This is a genomic window from Paenibacillus algorifonticola (assembly GCF_000971975.1).
Taxonomy (GTDB): domain Bacteria; phylum Bacillota; class Bacilli; order Paenibacillales; family Paenibacillaceae; genus Pristimantibacillus; species Pristimantibacillus algorifonticola.
Window position 1 is genome coordinate 1 of sequence record NZ_LAQO01000002.1, and the last position, 18,945, is coordinate 18,945.

Sequence of the window (18,945 nt, forward strand, 5' to 3'; positions counted from 1 at the left end):
CAAAACCTCCAAATAATTTATAGTTATTAGGAGGTTTTTTCTCAGATTTCAAGGCTGTTTCTTGGGTTATATTTAGTTAGCACTTGTTTTTTACGTTCGATGGACACTTCGGTGTAGATTTCGGTGGTGCTGACGCTGGAATGGCCGAGTATTTCTTGGACGGAGCGCAAATCGGCGCCGTTATTGAGCAAGTGAGTAGCAAACGTATGACGCAAGTAATGCGGTGTTGCTTTTTCATTGATTTTCGCTATATCCCTGTACTTATAAAAAATATCCTCAATCGCATAGATGGATAAAGCATTGCCGTATTTGTTAATGAAAAAAGCTTTTGCTTTAGGTTCCAGCTGTGACCGAAGCGATAGCCAGCGCTCCAGCTTATGAATCACCTCATGGCTTGCTATGTAGAGCAGGCGTTCTTTTCGGCCTTTGCCGTAAATCAGCAGCGTTTGCTCTTGAAGATTAAGATCCTCAAGCTGAATGCCAACTAGCTCCCCAATGCGTATTCCTGTGGCAAATAGGAGCTCTATAATGGCGGAATTGCGGCTGCTCATAATTTTGCGATAATTAGTGCGCGGATTTAGCATTTCTTTCTCTGTCGTTTGTAGTAAGGTAGTCACATCTGCTATCGTTAAAGTTTTGGGAATCCGCTTTGAAAGCTTGAAGCTGGATCTGCCAATGGCACTAGGTAATTCAAAGGCAACACCTTGTGTAGTCAAATATTTGATAAAAGCTTTTATGGAAAAATGCTTACGTTTAATGCTCGTTTCTTTCATTTGCTTAGCCTGCAACGATTGGAAATACGAATTGACATGCTGGGGCTCGATATCGCCTTGAGCGGAATCGCTAATCCATTTAATGAGGTCGCTTAGATCATAATAATAGGCCTTTATCGTTTTGTCGGTTAAATTGCGTTCCATCTTAATTTGCTGCAAATAAGATTGTGCATAGGCAGATAGATCGGTGACGTTCAAAGTTGCATTCCTCCGCTAGTTGTCGATTTTGCTATTGTAACACCCCGCATAGCCTTCTGTCGTTTAGCCATAGGAATGTATCGCTCAAATCGGAAATTTAGCAGAGCAAGTAAAATAAATTCCTCCTGAAAAAAGGTATCTCCCCAGAAGCTTTCACTAGGGAAATGCCTTTTTTGTATATTCGTTTAATGCTTGTATAGCTTGACGATCCAAGGTGGACGAAAAAGAGAATATCTCTGGCTAGTGGGCAGCATGGGTAGGAGGTGCTATCGTTTTTGGCGGACGCTAGTGGTATCTCATTAATATCATTGCACATAAGAATCGTTATCAGTAGTATATAGGGAGAAGTCGAAAAATCATCGACGCAACGCAACGGGTGGTGACGGAGTGAAATTAAACGAACATATGTTAATTTGGACGTCTGCTTCAGTTAAACTGATGGATGTCAGACATATAAAAATAACCAGTGACGGTGAGCTCAGGTCATATCTGCTGCCTGCCAACGGGTTTCTTTTTGCTATTCGCGGTTCAGCACAAATTACGCTTGATGATGTGGATTATGCCGTGAGCGGCATGTTTGTGCTGCATGGCGGCAAAGGAATGTGCCTGGACATCCAGCCAAAGGAAGGGCGGTTCGAATATTATCTTATATTGTACAAAGCTTGGATTCCGCCACAAACAAGCCCTGAAATTCGCAGTATCATGACCGCGGGAAATCCTTTGCAGATTCAATACGGTTATGCTCCTTTGTATCCATTGTCATTGTATGACAAGCTGGAGCGAACGGCCCAAGAGTGGCTTACGCCTGGCGATCTCGAGCTGCTGCATGCAAGGACGTTGTTTTATCAATTTGTATATGAGCTTGTAAGCCAATTACGCGAACAGGATGTTCGAATCCTTCGGGCAGACCCGGCTGAGCAATTGCTAAAATATTTGCATGAGCATTATACTGAGCCGCTGACGATGGAATTGCTGGCATCGATGCTGGATTGCAGTCCTAGCCATTTATCGCGAATGTTCAAGCAACGCACGGCATGCAGCCCCATTGAATATATGATTCGCTTGCGGATTACCAGAGCCAAAAGCCTTCTTGAAAACACAGAAGCGACGCTGCAAGAAATAGCCTTGAACATCGGCTATACGGATGTGTATTATTTTAGCCGTATCTTCAAAAAACAAACCGGGCAGTCTCCCGTTCACTATCGTCAAACCTGTCATGATTCGAACACTAAGCAGCATAATCCATCCCTCATGCTAAGATCATCCATTGTTCCTAATAAGCTTAGACGGTATATTAATAAGCGCAGTGATAATCATTATCAATATACAAATAAGGGAGCTTTTGAATTGATCAGAAACAGGAAACAATCAACCGCGTTAACTCTGCTGCTTAGTTTTACTCTACTTCTAAGCGCATGCTCAGGGTCAGTGAACAATACCAATTCAGTTGCAAATTCTGGTTCAGCCTCGAGCGCAGCAGTCAGTGGAAGCAACGGACAGGCGGACACGAATCAGAATCCGACAGCTTCAGCAATGGTAACGTACACAGGAGCAGATGGCGAAGTCGAGATCCCCCGAAACCCGCAAAGAATAGTTGTTTTGACTCATGCCTACGTTGGATATTTCATGGCGCTTGGCATTAATCCGGTTGGAGCACCAACAATGACGATGGGAAATCCTTATTATAAAGGACAGATCGACGATGTAGAGGATATTGGGTCTCCGGGTGCTTTTGATGTTGAGAAGATTATCACCTTAAATCCGGATCTTATCATTGCCATTAAAGGTACAGATAAACTAGAAGAAATGAGTAAAATCGCGCCAGTCGTAACGATAGAATACGGTAAGAAAAACTATAAAGAGCAATTGCTTGAATTCGGCAAATTAACGAATCGTATAGATAAAGCCCAGCAATGGGTCGATGCTTGGGAAGAGAAAATTGCCGAACATAAACCACAGGTTCTAAAGGCAGTCGGTGACCAAACCGTATCTGTGCTAAGCCAGTATGATAAAAGTGTATATGTTTATGGTGAAGGCTATGGACGGGGAACGGAAATTTTATATGATGAATTCGGACTACAGGCCCCTCCAGCATTCGATCTGAAGCTTGGTTGGGCGGATATATCGCTTGAGAAGCTCCCCGAGTTTGCTGGCGACTATATCTTTACATCACCGGATGCGACCGGATCCGCAGATACAAGCCCTATGTACAATAGCGATTTGTGGAACGGACTTCCTGCAATTAAAAATAATCGGGTGTTTTATCTCGACAAAGATTCTGCAGCCTTCAACGATCCCATCACACTGGAAGCAATGCTGCCCATTATTGTCGATAGCCTGACTTCTGCTGCTGGGAGAACAACTGATCACAAATAATTAGAGCGGCTCAAAAATAACTGGGCTTGATGATGAGACAGCATATTGCTAGCGAAATCATAGTCAAAGCGATAAGAAATGGTGTTGCAGAGATTGCTTCTGCAACACCATTTCTCTGTTTCGGGCAATTCCCATATCGAAGCAACCAGCAACAGATTTGAAACCTTGATGCTTTTCCACATGAACCAGCAGTAGTCACTGGGCAACAACATCTTAAAATCATTGTTTGAATTTTGGAAGCTTACCGGTTTTAATCGTTTTGTCGGTCAAATGGCGTTCCATCTTGATTAGTTGCAAGTAGGACTGCGTGTAGGCAGATAAATCACTGACGTTTAGCGAAGGGGATGGGGGCAAAACGCTTAACAGATTGCGACCCTTTCACTTAAAAAAAGAAGGTATCTTCCCAAAAGCTTGCGTTAGGGGAGATACCTTCTTTCTCATCGTACAGCTATCAGTTTATTACCCTATCCTACTGTCGTCCTACCCCCAGAGCGGCTGCTCGAACGCTCTTTAATCAGGTCGGCCGTAAGCTGGCCCGGCAGGGTGAGCATTGGCACGCCGCCCCTGGGATGGGTGGAGCCGCCGACAAAATACAAATTGTCGAGCAGCTCGCTTTTGCTAGGGATTTTGAAGCCGCCGTTCAGCTTGCGGTCGGTTACGGCGCCATAGATGGAGTCGCCGTTTGCACCATATAGCTGCTCCAGATCATAGGCCCTCAGTCCTCGCCGGGCTTCAGCGGAGGAGCATGGGACAGCACGAATAAATTTTTCTGCCCCGCTGACGCTTGTGTAGCGTCGGAAATGCTGGATGCCCCGATGTAGACTGTAGTCGGTCGGATCTGGGAAAGGGATGCCGGTGACGAACACATCCTGAAACTCCTGCTCTGGGTTGCGCAAGAACAGGAAATTGTGGTGATGAAGCTGATCCTAGGTTTTGTCTATGCCGAGCAGCAGCACGAGGCCGGATACGGTTCTTCCTCCCTTTTTACTAAAAGCCAAATGTATATTTTTAAAAAATGGTTATATAAACGAAAAAGATGTTTTATAAAATACCGTATGGTTAATTAATATTTAGATAGCTTTGAATCTAGCAGGTGTTGGACTGCCTGTGCGGGACAGAATTCAACGTATCCGCTCGGTGCGCCAGCTGCTCGTCCGCGATTTGGCAAGTGGCTTGCCGCTGGCGGCTCAGCTTGAAACGGGAAGCTGCTCGATTAATGATGTTGTACGCTATATTGGCAACATGCACCTGCCTTTTGCCGCTCAAAGTCTGTCATGGTGAATGCTGGACGCAAAAGCTCGCAAATCAATTGGTTTCCTTATCGGGAGCACGCATTCAGCGGACTTAAGCAGACTATTAGATATATGTACGGGAGAAAGAAGGGAAGTTATGAGCCTCTCTATGATGTGGGCCGTTATCGGCTGGCTGTGTGGTTGGCTGCTGCAAAACCGGGTAAGCCGCCTGCCGGAATGGGACGTTCATGAGGTATATGAATGGAATGGGGTAAATGGTGCGAATGGAGCAGGCATGAAAAATATCGTTGCTCCGGCTCCGATCCCGCTCTCTGTCATTATTCCTGCGCGCAATGAAGCCGCTAATATCGGCAAGCTGCTGAACTCCTTACTTCAGCAGAAGCTGTCCAATGTAGAAATTATCGTTGTCGATGACGGCTCGGAGGATGCAACGGCCAGCCTTGCTGCTTCGAATGGCGCCTGTGTCGTTCCGACGGAAGAGCTGCCGGACGGCTGGATCGGCAAAAGCTGGGCTTGCTGGACGGGAGCCAAAACGGCGCAAGGCGAGCTGCTTGTCTTTCTGGATGCTGATGTAGAGCTGGCAGATGATGCTTTACAGCTGCTGGCAGCGAGCCAGCGGGTGAACGGGGGACTCGTGTCTGTACAGCCTTACCACCGAATGGAGCGAGCTTATGAGCAGCTGTCTGCTTTCTTAAACCTTATTGTCGTCGCTTCGGTTGGCGACGGCGACAGCCGATCGGGAGCGTTCAGGCCTTGCCTCGTATGCCGCCGGGATGACTATTTCCGTATCGGGGGGCATGAGGCGGTGCGAGGCAAAGTATTGGAGCATTTCGAGCTGGGGAGAGCCTTTAGCTCCGAACAAATACCGGTGTCCAATTTTATAGGTTACGGCAAAATTATCTTTCGAATGTACCCGGATGGCCTGGGCAGCATGTTCCGCGGCTGGAGCAAACGCTTCGCGGCAGGCGCTGCATCCACCGCGCCCTTCGTAGCTTTCGCTGTATCGTTGTGGCTGGCCGGGGCCATCTCTGCTGTATCCCTTGTGCTTTCTCCGCTTGCGGGGCAGATGCAAGTAGATGATTGGCTGCTGGGCATGGGCGTCGCAAGCTATGCGGCGTACAGCTTGCAGCTGGTACTTTGGCTGCGCAAAACGGGGAGTTTTAAGTGGTGGACGGCACTGCTGTACCCACTCCCGCTCGGTTTGTTTATGTTATTTTTCGCCTATTCGCTGTTTACGACCTTCATCAGGCGGAAGGTTACTTGGAAAGGGCGAGTCGTTTCAATGGGTAGGCGTGAACGAGGCAAGCTATGATGGCAGTTTTTTATTCCACAAGGGATTTCAGAAAAAAGGGCTTGCCCATTGAACGGCTTATTCCTGGCTGATCATGTTATTTCGTTCGCGGATTTGCATGGATTGTGGTTTGCGGGCGGAACGACCCATCCCGGCGGTGGGGACGCCGATGGTTGCGATGTCAGGGCTGCTCACTGCAGCGGCGATGATTCGGCAGCATTTTTGATTTGATCTAATTTGGCAAAAGAAAAGCCGCGCTTAGCTGGGAGCAGCAATGCATTCAGCTAGGCGCGGCTTATTTTTTATAACATTCCAGTCGGGCTCATGCCTGCGAATAAAAAAAGGCTGAATAAAATAAAAAACCCTTCTAAGTTAGAGGGCCTGCTTGAAACAACTTATGAAATATCGGGACGACACGATTTGAACATGCGACCCCCTGGTCCCAAACCAGGTGCTCTACCAAGCTGAGCTACGTCCCGGGAAAAAAATGGTGCCGTCGAGAGGACTTGAACCCCCAACCTACTGATTACAAGTCAGTTGCTCTACCAATTGAGCTACAACGGCGCGGTTATGTATCGGACACAAGATGTATTATGCCACAGAACTTTATGAGGATGCAATACCTTTTTTAAATTTTTTTGAAAAAAATTCGGGCAGCAATCAATTGCCCGAATTGGCCTATTTTTTAACCTTGAAATGAACGACTGCGGTGTACAGCATTTTCCCGCGATCGGGATGAAAGACCGCATGATGACTAATGGCATGAACTTGTAAAAGCAGTGCTTTATTGGCTTCAATTTGCTGGTCAATGTGCTTCTCCAGCGTTCGTAAGTCAAAAGCCTCAAAAAACTCGATTTTATCCTCAATTAAATCTAGTCGAAAATCCATCATATACCCCCTAAAACTCTTTGATATCTAGCTTTCGCTAATATTATAACGTTGTTAGGCACTAGTTTCAAAGTATCATGTTAGCTAATCCTGTTTTTTATAATTTACAAAAGCGTTTTCCTAAATTATACTTGAAAAGTGTCGAAATAAATAGAAAATTACATACTGAAAAAGGCAAACTTATTGAAAAATAAGGGCGCAAAGTTATGGGCCTAAGGTATTGAACTATGGCCGCCAAACTACCGGTACAGGACTATAGGCTGATTCAGCTATTCAACTCGTAACGGTGGTTGAATAGCTTTTGTTTTTTTCAGTGTAATAGGAGAGATGGAGAGAAGATGATGATTAACCGATTGAGAGAGGCAAAATGGTTAAAATGGACATCAAAGATTTCTGATTTCTTGAAGAAACAAAAGGTTACAACGAAGCTGCTTCTCATCACCTCATTAATCACTTTGTTCAACGTGGTAGCTGGCGGGTGGATTTTTGTGCAAAATGCTTCGGTTAGAAGTGCAGTGAAAGCTTCAAATGAGCTTCAGGAGGCCAAAAAAGAATATCAGGGCGTATCGGATTCGATGCTGCGAACGCTGCTTTCGATGATTGATGCCGTAGAAAACGGCAACACCGGCGATGATGGCATCAATTTGGCACTTAAGACGATGCCGGAACGCGTAGAAAAGCTGAAGGTTACACTAGCGTCCCTTGATGCGAAATATCCTCACGGTGATAACGGCAATGCCTATTCGAACCAAGGCAATGTGTTTGGCCTTGCTCTGGAGCAGCTTAATAAAGAAAACGGCGATCATAGTCTGCTGACGATTGAAGACCGCTCCGCCAAGGTTAAACAGCTTGTCAGTACATATACGATTGTTTTAAGCTTTGCTAATGAAACGGTAGAAAAATGGCTTGAAGTGGATTCAGTCGCTACACAGGAGGCATTGAATAGAAATATTGCTTCTGCCAATTCGATTATAATAATCAATATTGTAATGCTTGCCGTTCTGCCGTTCCTTATGTCATATTCGTTAAGCCGCAATATTAAAAAAGGAATCGTAGGCTTAATGAAGCGCATTGCCTCTTATCAAAATAGCGATTTCACGTATGATGTGAAGCTGAATCGCCAAGATGAATTTGGACAAATTGACCGTTCGCTGGAGCAAATGGGAAGTGCGCTTCGTGACACGCTTCGTTCGACTGTGGATGTAAGCACCGTTGTTCTGCAAGCCTCGCGCAATATGGGCGATATGATTGTTCGCAATCAGAATGCTTCCGAGCAGGTGAAGGAAGAGATTGGCCGCGGCAAAACGATTTTGATGACCCAGTATGATGATGCGACTTCTATCTCGGCCGTAACGGAGCAAATATCGGCAAGCTCGCAGCAAATTGCCGCTTCAACCGAATATATTAACCGCGATATGAAAGAAATGAGGGAGTCGTCTCGTACTGGCTCCACCGATATGAAGGGCGTTGTGCAAATGGTCAATCAGACGGTTCAGCAATTTGCCCGTGTAACCGAGTCCTTTGACCGGATCAATGAGCGCTATAACAATGTAACGAAGTTTTTGGGCGGCATTCAGGATTTGAATACACAGACGAATTTATTGTCGCTGAATGCTTCGATTGAATCGGCGCGTGCAGGCGAGCATGGCAGAGGTTTTGCCGTAGTAGCAGAAGAAATTCGCAAGCTGTCGAGCCAGACCGATATGATTTCCAAAGATATTACGAAGGAGCTTAAGCTTATTCAGAATGATTTTGCAGACAGCAGCCAGAGCTTGAGCAGCTTCTCCGAAGTGATTGAAACGACGAAGCAGGCATCGGTGACGGCGAGCGAAATGTTTAACGGCCTGGAAAATCAAACGAGCGTATTGTCCGAGCAAATGAGTGAAATCTCTGTCGGCATTGATGAAATTACGAAAGGCATTACCGATATCGTTGGCTCGGTAGACAAGCTGCTGCAAACCTCCTCCGAGGTGAATGGCAAAATGGAGCAGATGAGCGGGCTGTCTGAGGATCAATTCGAGGTATCGATTCAGCTTCAAGAGCTGGCTGAGAAATTACAGGGATCTTCAACTAATTTGCGCGAAAAAGCGGCTGTATTCCAAGTATAAGCTAGCTTTTTAATGGGATTAGAAAATTGAATATTTGAAATGAAATAGCTGCTTTCAGCGCCTGTGGGCGATTGGAGGCAGCCTTTTTTTTATCCAGCTCTTTACAACAGCAGAATACTAGTGTACTATTTAGATATAACACTAACACATTGACACGGAGGTGACTTATGCCGATTGAATTTGACAACAACCAGCCAATCTACATCCAAATCATGAACTACATTAAACAGCAAATTATTAGCGGGAAGCTTAATCCCGGCGATAAAATCGATTCGGTGCGCGAGCTTGCAGTGGAGCTGCAAATCAATCCGAATACAATTCAGCGTACTTTTCAGGAGCTGGAGCGTGAAGGCATCGTTGAAACAAGGCGCGGGCTTGGAAGATATGTAACGAGCGAGGAGGTGGCAATTGTGAGCATTAAGAAAGAGATGGCGGCTGATTTACTTGGTCGTTTCATTCAGGGGATGCGCGATTTGGGCTTCAAGCAGGATGACATTGTAACGATTGTATCGGAAGCGGTCAGCAAGGAAGAGCAGAAATAGACGGGGGGAGAATAAACGAATGAAGAAGATTGTTGAACTGCAAGCCGTAACGAAAAACTACGGATCAAGAAAAGCGCTGCATAATATTAATTTGAACTTGGAAGCTGGCAAAATTATTGGTCTGCTCGGCAGTAATGGCAGCGGCAAGAGTACGCTCATGAAGCTGGCCGCTGGACTCATTCAGCCAACCTCAGGAACCATTCGGATTTGCGGGGAGCCGATTGGCATCGGGACGAAGGCGGTCACGTCTTTTATGCCGGATCAACCGGTAACCGAGTCATGGATGCGGGTTAAGGATGCGCTTCGTTTTTTCAGTGATTTCTATAAGGATTTTGATCAGGAAAAAGCGGGGAGCATGCTCGATTTTTTGAAGCTGGATCGCAATGATCGAATTAGCTCCTTATCGAAGGGGATGAATGAGCGGCTGCAGCTCACGCTGGCGATGTCGCGTCAGGCTAAGCTTTATTTGCTCGATGAACCGATAGGCGGTGTTGATCCGGTAGCAAGAGGCAAAATTTTGGACGCCATCGTTAAATTTTATAATGAAGACAGCTGTGTGCTTATCTCGACGCATTTAATTACCGACATCGAACGGATTTTCGATGAGGTACTCTTTATTCAAAACGGTGAAGTTTCGCTGCGTCAGGATGTGGAGAGCATACGCTCCAAGCATGGTAAAAGTGTAGATGAACTATTCAGGGAGGTATTTTCAGAATGATTAATTTATTGAAATATGACTGGAAACGCAATGCGAATTTAATTATGGGCTCGGCTGCTGCGCTTATTATTTTTCAGGTGGCGATTTCCTTTTTTGGTGTGACTCGTAATTGGCCTTCTGCATTGCCGCTTACATTTATGTTTATGGGCTATTGCTTCGCGGCCCTCATGCTGATCATATTTTCCTTCAAGACGTTCTCCCACAATCTTAAATCGTACGGTCGCCGGTTGCTGCCAGTGGCCTCGTGGAAAACAATCGCCTCGCCGCTTCTGCTGCAATTCGTGTTATCGGCTGGGCTGAGTGGGCTTGTGCTGCTTCATATCTGGCTGTTTAAATGGCTGTCTCCAAGCGCCTCGCTGGATGCACTGGTTCCGCCAACTTTAAAGACGGGTGTCCTGTTTTTTATTTTGATATTTTGGATGGTCCTATTTTTGATGCTGCTGCTCTATTTTTCGATTACAGTGGGGAATCTGTTTAATAAGAAGCTTATGCCATGGGTGGCAATAGCGGTCTTCGTCCTGTTGCAATTTGTCATTAGCTATGCGGAAAAATTTTTATTTAACGATGATTTATTCGGCGCGGTGGACTCAGAGCTTTCATCTTCAAGCATGTCCATCTTCATGTCTTCAACAGGCGATATTTCGGTTGGGAACTGGGGCGTTATGGCGTTTGAAATCGTGATTGGCGCTATCCTTGTGAACATTATGCTGTACTTGCTGAACAAAAAGCTGGACGCTTAGCAGGACGGGCGGCGAAGCCTGCAAGCCGAAGGTTGACAAACCTGCCATTAGCGCGTGACAATGTTTGTATACAACTTCCAAGATAGAAGGGACAACGAACTCATGACGCTAATGGAAAAATTCAAGCTGGCCGCCGCAGGCTATGACACCACCGCCGTTCAGTCCATCGTAATTGAACCGCTGCTTATTGAGCGTGGAGCCATTAAACAGGTCGCACCTTATTTGCAAAAGAAGGGCTATCGCAAAGTTTTAATCGTGTCCGACAGCATCACGTACGAAGTGTCTGGAAAACAATTGGAAGCGGCAATTGCTGCTAATAATATTGCCGTTAAGGCAACGCTGATTAAGCCTGACAAACAGGGAGATGTTATTGCGGACGAAGTATCCATTGTGCAACTGCTGCTTGACATTCAGCATCACGGTGCGGAAGTGGTCATTGCGGCTGGTTCCGGCACGCTTCATGATATTACGCGCTATGCGGCCTATACGGCGGGAATACCGTTTGTATCCGTGCCGACGGCCCCTTCTGTAGACGGCTTTAATTCCAAGGGAGCGCCGATCATTATTCGTGGTGAAAAGATTACGATCGCCGCGATTGGCCCGGATGCGATTTTTGCCGATCTGGATGTGCTGACGCAGGCGCCTGTAGCGATGGTCGCCGCAGGCTTTGGCGATATGCTCGGCAAATATACGTCCTTGTTCGATTGGTCCTACGGCTCGCTTGCGGGCGAGGAAGCTTATTCGGATATCGTGGCGACTATTACGCGTGACGCTTTAATGCAGTGTGTGGAAAATGTGGAGCTGATTGCTTCGCGCAGCGAAGAGGGCATTCGCGTGCTGATCAGCTCCTTGATCGAGTCGGGCCTTGCGATGCTGCTGTTCGGGCAATCCCACTCGGCCTCGGGCGCGGAGCATCATTTGTCCCATTACTGGGAGATGGAATATATCCGCCTCGGCAACCGCCAGCTGCTTCACGGAGCGAAGGTCGGTGTCGCTTGCGCGGAAATTTCGGGGCTGTATCATCGCCTTGCGGCTGAGCAGGTGCCGGCAATTAGCGGGACAGAGCATGCGGAACGCATTAGCCAACAGATCGCGGAAATTCCGAATGAGGAGACGATTCGCGGCTGGCTGAAGCAAGTTGGTGGGCCATCCACAACGGCTGAGCTAGGTGTGAGCGACGAGCTGCTTGCCCGCAGTTTGAGCGAGGCTCATTTGGTGCGGCCTAATCGTTATACGCTGCTGAGAGCGTATAACGAAGGGGCAGGAAAGTAATGTTTTTTAGATGAAAAAGAGATTTGCGTCGCGGTGCGAATGTGAAGCTCCCATAAAAACCCTAGGAGATTCGCACCTCGAAATTTGTCGATTTATAGCTAAAATGAGTCGATTTTTTAAAAGTCAAGATATTTCTACGAACGTTTTAGTATTATTTTCTTGTGAGTTAGATAAATGAATGCCATATTGGTACCAATTTATCTATTTTTCGCTGTCGCACTCTGTGTGAGTGCGTGGATTGAAACTCTAAATCGGGGTTAACGGTGCTGTATTGATCAACGTCGCACTCTGTGTGAGTGCGTGGATTGAAACCACGTAAGCGTTACTTTGCTGTCTCCAGCAACACCGTCGCACTCTGTGTGAGTGCGTGGATTGAAACTTAAGAGCCTTCGGCGCTTCCGGCAGCGCCACGTGTCGCACTCTATGTGAGTGCGTGGATTGAAACCAGCTGGCACAATCGTCGGTAACGGCATGCTGGGTCGCACTCTATGTGAGTGCGTGGATTGAAACGACAACCAATCTAAACTTGTCCTGGAGACTCGATGTCGCACTCTGTATGAGCGCGTGAAATTTCACGTATGTAAGAGCACTATCCTAAAAGAGTAGGGGCACCTACGATATCTGCTCACAGTTCCATTATTAACAGCTCAAGAAGCCTTGGTATATAAGGCTTTTTTCTGTTTTTGTAACATTACTAAAATACATATTTTACTTCTCAAATAGGTGACACTATCTTTTTAAATTAGAAGCTCGCTGGAAGGTTTACATTTGGGCAATATGCCACATGGTTTTCGAATGATGTGCACTTTATTGTGTCGTTGGAGCTATTACACTGGTTGTTATACTAGGTTGTGTATACAAACGATAAGGGAGTATCAGGAACTTGGCGGACACAGAATCCGCTATTTAACCGGTTATAGGTTTATCGAGAATTAGGCGGACTCAGGAGCCGCTAATGCTTCGCCAATCGCCATTTTGACATGATTATGAGGGCAATAGCGGATCTCCTGTCCGCTTACGGGCTAAAATCGTATAAAAAGCTAAAATAGCGGAACCTCAGTCCTTCAAAAAAGGAAACAGTTCCCATCTGTGCCGTCAAAGACATAATCGCCTCCTTCTGTCCCCAGCCTCGCATAATTAGAATAGGTTTGCCTCGATTAAAAGCTCAATGCCATGAGGAGCAGAGCGACATGGGCTTGAATACAAACCCTTAGTCCAAATTCCCGTTCAAGTAATGATTAACGATCATCAAATGAACAAAAAAAGGACCGCAAAAGGTCATAGGCGGTCAGGTCTTTCTTAAACTATACGTATGGTCTCCCCTATTCGTAATAACTTCAAACCTCGCTGAACCCCTACATATCCGAACATATTCGACACTCAATTAATAACCATCAACAACACATGAATCGCCGCAACAATCCCCATTGGATAAATAAAGGCTCGGGAGAACGTATTTTTGAAGCCGTTGCGGGGATGCTTTTCAAAAAAGAGATGCAGAACCGCATGGATGATAAAAAATAAATCCAGCACCCAAAACGTAATGGTCTGATAATCACTGAAAAGCAGAGCGAGTATGATCGTGTACATCGGAAGATGAATAAAGGTGAACACCTTATAGGCTTTAGAATCCTCCATATCCTTCAGCACGATAAACAATCTCCATTCAGAATGGCGTATCGCATCCATTTCGTGCAACAGAAATAAAGATAGATTGAACAAAAATAGCACAAGCAAAAAATCGGACATATGTGACCTCCTGCAATTTTATAACGACATAGTATTTCAGATACTACAGCTTTATAAATGAAAAATATAAATAAGCCGCCTTTAATATACGTATAAATGACGACAACGTAGCAAAATAACCATTTTGAGGTATGTACAATACATGCTTGAACGGTTAATTTCATGAATAGGCGGGCAGTCCTATGCCAATCGCCGCACATATTTTCTCAGAGGGTTGACGCTTTCCGCGCTCCGCTATATGGTTAGAGCAGAGCATAAAAGAGAGCATATAGAGAGAAGAGGGCTGCGGCGTGTTATTTGTCCTAATTGCCTTATGGGGAATTGCTTTAATTTTGGTGCTGTCCGACCCACGCTCTGTTGTGAGCAGGCGGCTTAGCGGGGTACCTTTTACGGGCGGAGCCGGGGCGATGTCTGTCGTGCTGGATGAGCGAATTAATCCTTATGTAAGTCAACATTATATGAATGAAACGGCTGACCAGCTGCTTTATATGCTGCAAGCATTTTGTTCGCTGCTGTCCTACTACGGCTTGCCGTACACCTTCCTATTGTTTGCACTGGCCTATCGCCCAATCGACCGATTGCAGCCTTATGAACGTGTTTTGCCGCTGCTGCTGTTTATTCCGATTGCGGCCTGCCTGCTTTTTACACCGGGCTATAATGAAACGTATCCGATTACATTTTCGGTCGTCGTCTGGTGGGCTGTGCCTTATGTGGCAGTGGGAGCGGTGAATATTTTACTGAAAAATCCGGGTTATTTGGCCCAAGCGAGGCGCCATTGGATCGTATGCACGTCGGTGCTGACTCCGGTGCTGTTTAGCGCAACGATGAATTATGTGCTGCCAAGCCTCGGTTTCCTGCGGATGTGGGTGTACAATACATGGTTCGTAGGCATAGGGGCGCTGGTATTTGTTATAGGCCTGTTTACCTACGGCTTTCTAGGGGTACGTGTTTTTATCGACCGTCGCCGCCTTGATTCGACGCTGCGGGCAGTTACATCGGGCACGGCTATTCTTAATCATGCGATCAAAAATGACGTTGGCAAAATGCGTCTCTTCGGTGAGAAAATGCGCGCATACGCGGCATCCACGAACCAGGAGGAGCTGCTTGCCGATGCGGAGACGATGCTGCGGACGACGCGGCACATCCAGGAAATGATTGGCCGTGTCCATCATGGCACCGAGGATTTGGCGCTGAAGCCTGCGCGGGAAGAGCTTGGCGAGCTGCTGCTCATGACGCTTGAGCCGTATAAGCTGCTTGCCGAAGGCGTCCATTTCAGCAGCAGCCTGCAGGAGGGCTGGAGCTGTATGATCGACCGCGCGCAGGTTGCCGAGGCTCTCGGTAACTTGATCTCGAATGCAATTGAAGCAATGGACGGCAAAGGCGCGCTGAGCCTTATAATGAAAGAAACGAAACGCGATATCATGATAGAGGTGCGCGATACGGGGCCGGGTATGGATCGTGCGCAGACGGCTAAAGCGTTCGAGCCCTTTTATACGACCAAACGCGGGGGCAGTACGAATTTCGGGCTTGGCCTGCCGTATGCGTATCATGTGATGCGCAAGCATGGCGGCTCTTTGCATATTCAGAGCAAGCTGGGAACAGGCACGCTCGTATCGATGATATTCAAGAAAAAGGCGATTCAGGCACAGCAGGTATTAGGGGCCGATTCCGCATCCGAACACAAAGAGTCAGAGAGATAAAGAGAAATAGATAGAGACAGAGATAAGGCTGAGAGAAGGGGAACATACCGATGGATAACATACAAGTATGGATTGTGGAGGACGACAAGGATTGGCTGCGCGGGCTGAAAGCTTTTCTGGCGGCCCAGCCGAACATTGAAGTCGTATTCACTTCGGATAATCCGCAGGAGGTACGGGAGGCGCTCGCGGGCGAGCTCAAGGCGCCAGATGTTGTACTAATGGATATTATGCTCGGTGACGAGCCGGCAGGCATTGAACTGGCGGAGGCAACGGCGATGTCGACGGGAGCAAGGGTCATTATGCTGACGTCGATGGAGGAGAAGGAGCTGATTTTGCAAGCTTTTCAGGTGGGGGCGATCGATTACCAGATCAAATCTGACTTTGAATCGCTGCCTGCGGCCATTGCGGCGGCGGCAAAGCGCCAGTCTCCGATCAGCGCGGCGGCGGCGGAGCAGATGCGCGAGGAATTCCGCAGGCTGAAGCAGCTGGAGCGGGATTTTGAAGTGAAGAAGGTGCGCGATCTGATTACGCCTGCGGAGCTGCAATTGCTGGAGCTGGTCGATCAAGGCTATTCGCAGTCGCAGATGGCGGATAAGCTGTTCGTTTCTATTCGAACGGTCAAAAACCATATTAACCATATACTCAAGAAGCTGCAGCTGGGCGGCTCGAAAGAGGCTGCGCAGCAGGTGAAAGCACTTGGTTTATTAGAAAAAGAAAATAAGGATGGAAATGGTACCACGTAAAGTTGGTACTATTTTTTTTGCCCTATTTTTCTAAAATAGAACTAAGACCAAGTCATAAAAATGCAGCTAAACGGAGGTACAACCAATGAATATATGGATTCGCAAACAATGGACTTTGCTGCTCGGCGTGTTATTCGTCCTATCAGCGTTCGTCACTTTGTTCAAATATACGGTGGAGCAGGGCTGGGTAACGAATGCGATGAAAATCGGGCTGGGACTGCTGAGCGGCGCAGGTTTTGCCGCAGCAGGGTTTTCGCTGATTAAGCGGGAAAAATGGCCGATCGTCGGCGAGCTGCTAATCGGACTAGGCGCCTGCCTGCTGTATACGACGGCTGCTTTTGCTGGTGTCTATTATGAAATGTGGGACTCGATGACGGTGCTGCTGGGCATGACAGCCGTTACTGCGGCGCTTACGGTTTACGCTTACCGCTTTGAATCGCGTCTGCTGATCAATATTGCTTTGATGGGCGGCTTGCTGTCGCCACTGCTCATGCGTCCAGAAACGGATCAAGTATTTACTTTATTTCTGTATATGCTCGTGCTCAATTCCGCTTTTTTCTGGCTCAGCACGGTGAAGAGCTGGAACGAGCTCAGACTTACATCTTTTATTGGAAGCTGGATGATGTATATCGTCTACTTTTTCACCTTCGATCCTGTGGTGGAAGGGGTATGGAATTTGCCGCTGCGCTATGCGCTTGCCGCATTCCTGTTTTATCAGATCGGCTTCCTGCTTGCGTCGCGGGCAAATAAGCAAAGCTTTGACGGGATGAACATGTATGCGGGACTGTCCAATGGCGTTATTTTTGGCTTCTGGTCGCTGCTGCTCATTCATGGTGAAGTGCATTATGGTTATCCGCTGGCATTTATCGGCTTTGTGCTGCTGCTTGCCAGCTGGTTTATCCACTATCATGTGAAGCGTATGGAGCCGGCCTCGGCTACGTATGGTTCTGCTGGTGTGCTGCTGATGCTGCTTGCGCTTAATCAGGTTGGCAGCGGTCTAGCGGTCAAACCGATCTTCAATGTATTTCTATGGTCGACGGTGGCCGTGCTGCTTGTCTGGGTGGGCAAAAGGTTCCGCTGGCAAGCTTTGAATCTGGCATCGCTCATTATATGGTTTACAACGGTATGCTATTGGTACGTAATTACATGGTTTACACCGCGCGGCGAATGGTTCGGCGTCTTCATTCCGTTTCTGAATTGGGGCGCGATGGCATGGCTTGCGCTTGCGTTATTGGGCTTCTATTATTCGGCGAGGCTGAAATTTGCGTCGCTTGGCGATTCAGGCAATCGCGTGATGGGTAACATGTATGCGTTGTGCTCGCATTTTATAATCGGCGGCTTGCTGACCGTTCAAATGATTCGGTTGTTTCAGGAGCATTTTGACTATCTGCCATACTTCTATGTGCAGCTCAGTCTGTCGGCTTCATGGGGCGTATATGCGCTGCTGCTCGTATTGTGGGGCGCCAATCGCGGACAATCGGTGTTCCGCTGGTTCGGCTTCTCGGTTTTAGGGCTGACGGCCATTAAAGCGATTTTCTTCGACCTGAACGGCCAGGAAAGCTTGTACAAGGTGCTAGTGCTGCTATTGCTCGGGGGAATCTCCTTCCTCATCGCTTGGATCAACGGCAAATGGAATAAGGTGAAAGAGCTTGGCGAGCAGTCTTGGGAGCAAGCGGGCGAGGAGAAGGATATTAAGAAAGATAACATGTAAATTTCGGCTAATGAAAGCAGAGCAATTGGGGCAAGAATAAAGCGGTGTGAAGGGCTCCTGCAATAAAAAAGCCAGGGGAAAAGCTTGACAAAATGTGGGTAAATATATTATTGTTACTTACGTAAAGTAATTAATATTACTTTGGTTCGTATCTACTCAAGCGTTGAATTAAACCATTTAACTGGAGGTATTTGATTATGTCACAAAGCTTTTTGGAATCTGTGCAAGCAAGACGTACTTATTACGGAATTAGTAAAGAATCTGTTGTTTCTGATGAGAAAATCGTAGAATTGGTTAACGAAGCCGTTAAACATTCGCCTTCATCCTTTAACTCTCAAAGTGCTAGAGCAGTCGTGTTGCTCGGCGAAAATCATGATAAATTGTGGAGCATTGTGCTGGAAGCTCTTCGCGCAATCGTTCCTGCTGATCAATTTGCTTCGACAGAAGGCAGAATTGCTTCTTTCAATAATGGCTACGGCACGATTTTGTTCTTCGAGGATCACAATGTTGTTGCAGGTCTGCAGCAGCAATTCCCTTCGTATGCCGACAACTTCCCGCTTTGGTCGCACCAATCCTCGGGCATGCTGCAATTTGTAGTATGGAACCTGCTGGAAGAAGTGGGCTTCGGCGCTTCCCTGCAGCATTACAACCCGCTGATCGACGAAAAAGTAAAAGCGACATTTGGCCTGCCAGAATCGTGGGGCCTGATTGCGCAAATGCCTTTCGGCAAGCCTACAGCAGAGCCTGGCGAAAAAACATTCCAGCCGCTTGAAGATCGCGTCAAAGTATTCAAATAAGCTTTTATGGAACTGACTAACCTCCGAAGCTCGCTTCGGAGGTTTTTTGTGCCTCTGCTCGTGGCTCCTTAAAGCGAATAAACTTG

17 protein-coding genes, 2 tRNA genes, 1 CRISPR repeat array and 1 riboswitch are annotated in these 18,945 nt (G+C 47.0%); of the genes, 13 read left to right on the top strand and 6 right to left on the bottom strand.

The genetic code is table 11. The features are described from left to right. Positions 1 to 41: 41 nt before the first annotated feature. On the bottom strand, positions 42 to 971 hold the full coding sequence (locus WH37_RS09610; RefSeq protein ID WP_269431293.1) for a tyrosine-type recombinase/integrase: 930 nt from the start codon (positions 969 to 971) through the stop codon (positions 42 to 44). 387 nt (positions 972 to 1,358) lie between these two features. On the opposite strand from WH37_RS09610, the gene WH37_RS09615 reads away from it, so the two are divergent. Next, a complete protein-coding gene (locus WH37_RS09615) occupies positions 1,359 to 3,347 on the top strand; it encodes an AraC family transcriptional regulator (protein ID WP_052736907.1) in 1,989 nt (662 codons plus the stop codon). Between the two features lie 464 nt (positions 3,348 to 3,811). On the opposite strand, the gene WH37_RS09620 is transcribed toward WH37_RS09615, so the two are convergent. Then, the gene (locus WH37_RS09620) at positions 3,812 to 4,213 is read right to left on the bottom strand and encodes a hypothetical protein (protein ID WP_052736908.1); all 402 of its coding nucleotides are present in this window, start codon (positions 4,211 to 4,213) and stop codon (positions 3,812 to 3,814) included. Between the two features lie 241 nt (positions 4,214 to 4,454). Here WH37_RS09620 and WH37_RS35485 point away from each other — a divergent pair, with 241 nt between their 5' ends. The 3 genes from WH37_RS35485 (at position 4,455) to WH37_RS35490 (ending at position 6,122) form a co-directional block, all read left to right on the top strand. Beyond that, entirely contained in the window at positions 4,455 to 4,628 is a 174-nt protein-coding gene (locus WH37_RS35485) for a hypothetical protein (protein ID WP_156182289.1), read from the top strand. Between the two features lie 108 nt (positions 4,629 to 4,736). Next, positions 4,737 to 5,912, top strand: coding sequence for a glycosyltransferase family 2 protein (locus WH37_RS09625; RefSeq protein WP_052736909.1), 1,176 nt, complete (start codon positions 4,737 to 4,739; stop codon positions 5,910 to 5,912). A gap of 48 nt (positions 5,913 to 5,960) precedes the next feature. Beyond that, positions 5,961 to 6,122 carry a hypothetical protein gene (locus tag WH37_RS35490; protein ID WP_156182291.1) on the top strand — a complete coding sequence of 54 codons (162 nt, stop codon included), beginning with the start codon at positions 5,961 to 5,963 and terminating at the stop codon, positions 6,120 to 6,122. Positions 6,123 to 6,296: 174 nt separating this feature from the next. On the opposite strand, the gene WH37_RS09630 is transcribed toward WH37_RS35490, so the two are convergent. From WH37_RS09630 to WH37_RS09640, 3 genes are all read right to left on the bottom strand, one after another. Next, positions 6,297 to 6,370: transfer RNA gene (locus WH37_RS09630), tRNA-Pro, on the bottom strand. Between the two features lie 9 nt (positions 6,371 to 6,379). Beyond that, positions 6,380 to 6,455 (bottom strand) — tRNA-Thr (locus WH37_RS09635). Positions 6,456 to 6,569: 114 nt separating this feature from the next. Beyond that, the gene (locus WH37_RS09640; RefSeq protein ID WP_046230376.1) at positions 6,570 to 6,779 is read right to left on the bottom strand and encodes a YrzA family protein; all 210 of its coding nucleotides are present in this window, start codon (positions 6,777 to 6,779) and stop codon (positions 6,570 to 6,572) included. A 163-nt stretch (positions 6,780 to 6,942) separates the two neighbouring features. Next, positions 6,943 to 7,026, top strand: a riboswitch (cyclic di-GMP riboswitch). A gap of 154 nt (positions 7,027 to 7,180) precedes the next feature. Here WH37_RS09640 and WH37_RS09645 point away from each other — a divergent pair. The 5 genes from WH37_RS09645 (at position 7,181) to WH37_RS09665 (ending at position 12,159) form a co-directional block, all read left to right on the top strand. Next, complete coding sequence (locus WH37_RS09645; protein WP_177217869.1) at positions 7,181 to 8,887, top strand: methyl-accepting chemotaxis protein; 1,707 nt, start codon at positions 7,181 to 7,183, stop codon at positions 8,885 to 8,887. A gap of 167 nt (positions 8,888 to 9,054) precedes the next feature. Continuing rightward, positions 9,055 to 9,429, top strand: coding sequence for a GntR family transcriptional regulator (locus tag WH37_RS09650; protein ID WP_046230378.1), 375 nt, complete (start codon positions 9,055 to 9,057; stop codon positions 9,427 to 9,429). Between the two features lie 19 nt (positions 9,430 to 9,448). Beyond that, positions 9,449 to 10,147 carry an ABC transporter ATP-binding protein gene (locus WH37_RS09655; RefSeq protein WP_046230379.1) on the top strand — a complete coding sequence of 233 codons (699 nt, stop codon included), beginning with the start codon at positions 9,449 to 9,451 and terminating at the stop codon, positions 10,145 to 10,147. Next, positions 10,144 to 10,887 carry a hypothetical protein gene (locus tag WH37_RS09660; RefSeq protein ID WP_046230380.1) on the top strand — a complete coding sequence of 248 codons (744 nt, stop codon included), beginning with the start codon at positions 10,144 to 10,146 and terminating at the stop codon, positions 10,885 to 10,887. Before WH37_RS09655 ends, WH37_RS09660 begins: the two co-directional genes overlap by 4 nt. 102 nt (positions 10,888 to 10,989) lie before the next feature. Beyond that, positions 10,990 to 12,159, top strand: coding sequence for a sn-glycerol-1-phosphate dehydrogenase (locus tag WH37_RS09665; RefSeq protein ID WP_143088350.1), 1,170 nt, complete (start codon positions 10,990 to 10,992; stop codon positions 12,157 to 12,159). Positions 12,160 to 12,372: 213 nt separating this feature from the next. Further along, a CRISPR array of direct repeats spans positions 12,373 to 12,669; the repeat unit is 32 nt; unit sequence GTCGCACTCTGTGTGAGTGCGTGGATTGAAAC. A gap of 870 nt (positions 12,670 to 13,539) precedes the next feature. On the opposite strand, the gene WH37_RS09670 is transcribed toward WH37_RS09665, so the two are convergent. Beyond that, on the bottom strand, positions 13,540 to 13,908 hold the full coding sequence (locus WH37_RS09670; protein WP_046230381.1) for a DUF6713 family protein: 369 nt from the start codon (positions 13,906 to 13,908) through the stop codon (positions 13,540 to 13,542). Positions 13,909 to 14,198: 290 nt separating this feature from the next. Here WH37_RS09670 and WH37_RS09675 point away from each other — a divergent pair, with 290 nt between their 5' ends. The 4 genes from WH37_RS09675 (at position 14,199) to WH37_RS09690 (ending at position 18,859) form a co-directional block, all read left to right on the top strand. Next, on the top strand, positions 14,199 to 15,608 hold the full coding sequence (locus WH37_RS09675) for a sensor histidine kinase (protein WP_046230382.1): 1,410 nt from the start codon (positions 14,199 to 14,201) through the stop codon (positions 15,606 to 15,608). A gap of 50 nt (positions 15,609 to 15,658) precedes the next feature. Further along, on the top strand, positions 15,659 to 16,351 hold the full coding sequence (locus WH37_RS09680) for a response regulator transcription factor (protein WP_046230383.1): 693 nt from the start codon (positions 15,659 to 15,661) through the stop codon (positions 16,349 to 16,351). Between the two features lie 85 nt (positions 16,352 to 16,436). Continuing rightward, positions 16,437 to 18,062 carry a DUF2339 domain-containing protein gene (locus WH37_RS09685; protein ID WP_046230384.1) on the top strand — a complete coding sequence of 542 codons (1,626 nt, stop codon included), beginning with the start codon at positions 16,437 to 16,439 and terminating at the stop codon, positions 18,060 to 18,062. Between the two features lie 197 nt (positions 18,063 to 18,259). Continuing rightward, entirely contained in the window at positions 18,260 to 18,859 is a 600-nt protein-coding gene (locus WH37_RS09690; RefSeq protein WP_046230385.1) for a nitroreductase family protein, read from the top strand. Positions 18,860 to 18,945: the final 86 nt, after the last annotated feature.

Excerpts from the sequence above, each read along its gene's own strand:
- WH37_RS09680 (WP_046230383.1), top strand. The coding sequence starts at position 15,659 with ATGGATAACATACAAGTATGGATTGTGGAGGACGACAAGGATTGGCTG.
- WH37_RS09660 (WP_046230380.1), top strand. The coding sequence starts at position 10,144 with ATGATTAATTTATTGAAATATGACTGGAAACGCAATGCGAATTTAATT.
- WH37_RS09670 (WP_046230381.1), bottom strand. The coding sequence starts at position 13,908 with ATGTCCGATTTTTTGCTTGTGCTATTTTTGTTCAATCTATCTTTATTT.
- WH37_RS09640 (WP_046230376.1), bottom strand. The coding sequence starts at position 6,779 with ATGGATTTTCGACTAGATTTAATTGAGGATAAAATCGAGTTTTTTGAG.
- WH37_RS09650 (WP_046230378.1), top strand. The coding sequence starts at position 9,055 with ATGCCGATTGAATTTGACAACAACCAGCCAATCTACATCCAAATCATG.
- WH37_RS09690 (WP_046230385.1), top strand. The coding sequence starts at position 18,260 with ATGTCACAAAGCTTTTTGGAATCTGTGCAAGCAAGACGTACTTATTAC.
- WH37_RS09655 (WP_046230379.1), top strand. The coding sequence starts at position 9,449 with ATGAAGAAGATTGTTGAACTGCAAGCCGTAACGAAAAACTACGGATCA.
- WH37_RS09665 (WP_143088350.1), top strand. The coding sequence starts at position 10,990 with ATGACGCTAATGGAAAAATTCAAGCTGGCCGCCGCAGGCTATGACACC.
- WH37_RS09685 (WP_046230384.1), top strand. The coding sequence starts at position 16,437 with ATGAATATATGGATTCGCAAACAATGGACTTTGCTGCTCGGCGTGTTA.
- WH37_RS09625 (WP_052736909.1), top strand. The coding sequence starts at position 4,737 with ATGAGCCTCTCTATGATGTGGGCCGTTATCGGCTGGCTGTGTGGTTGG.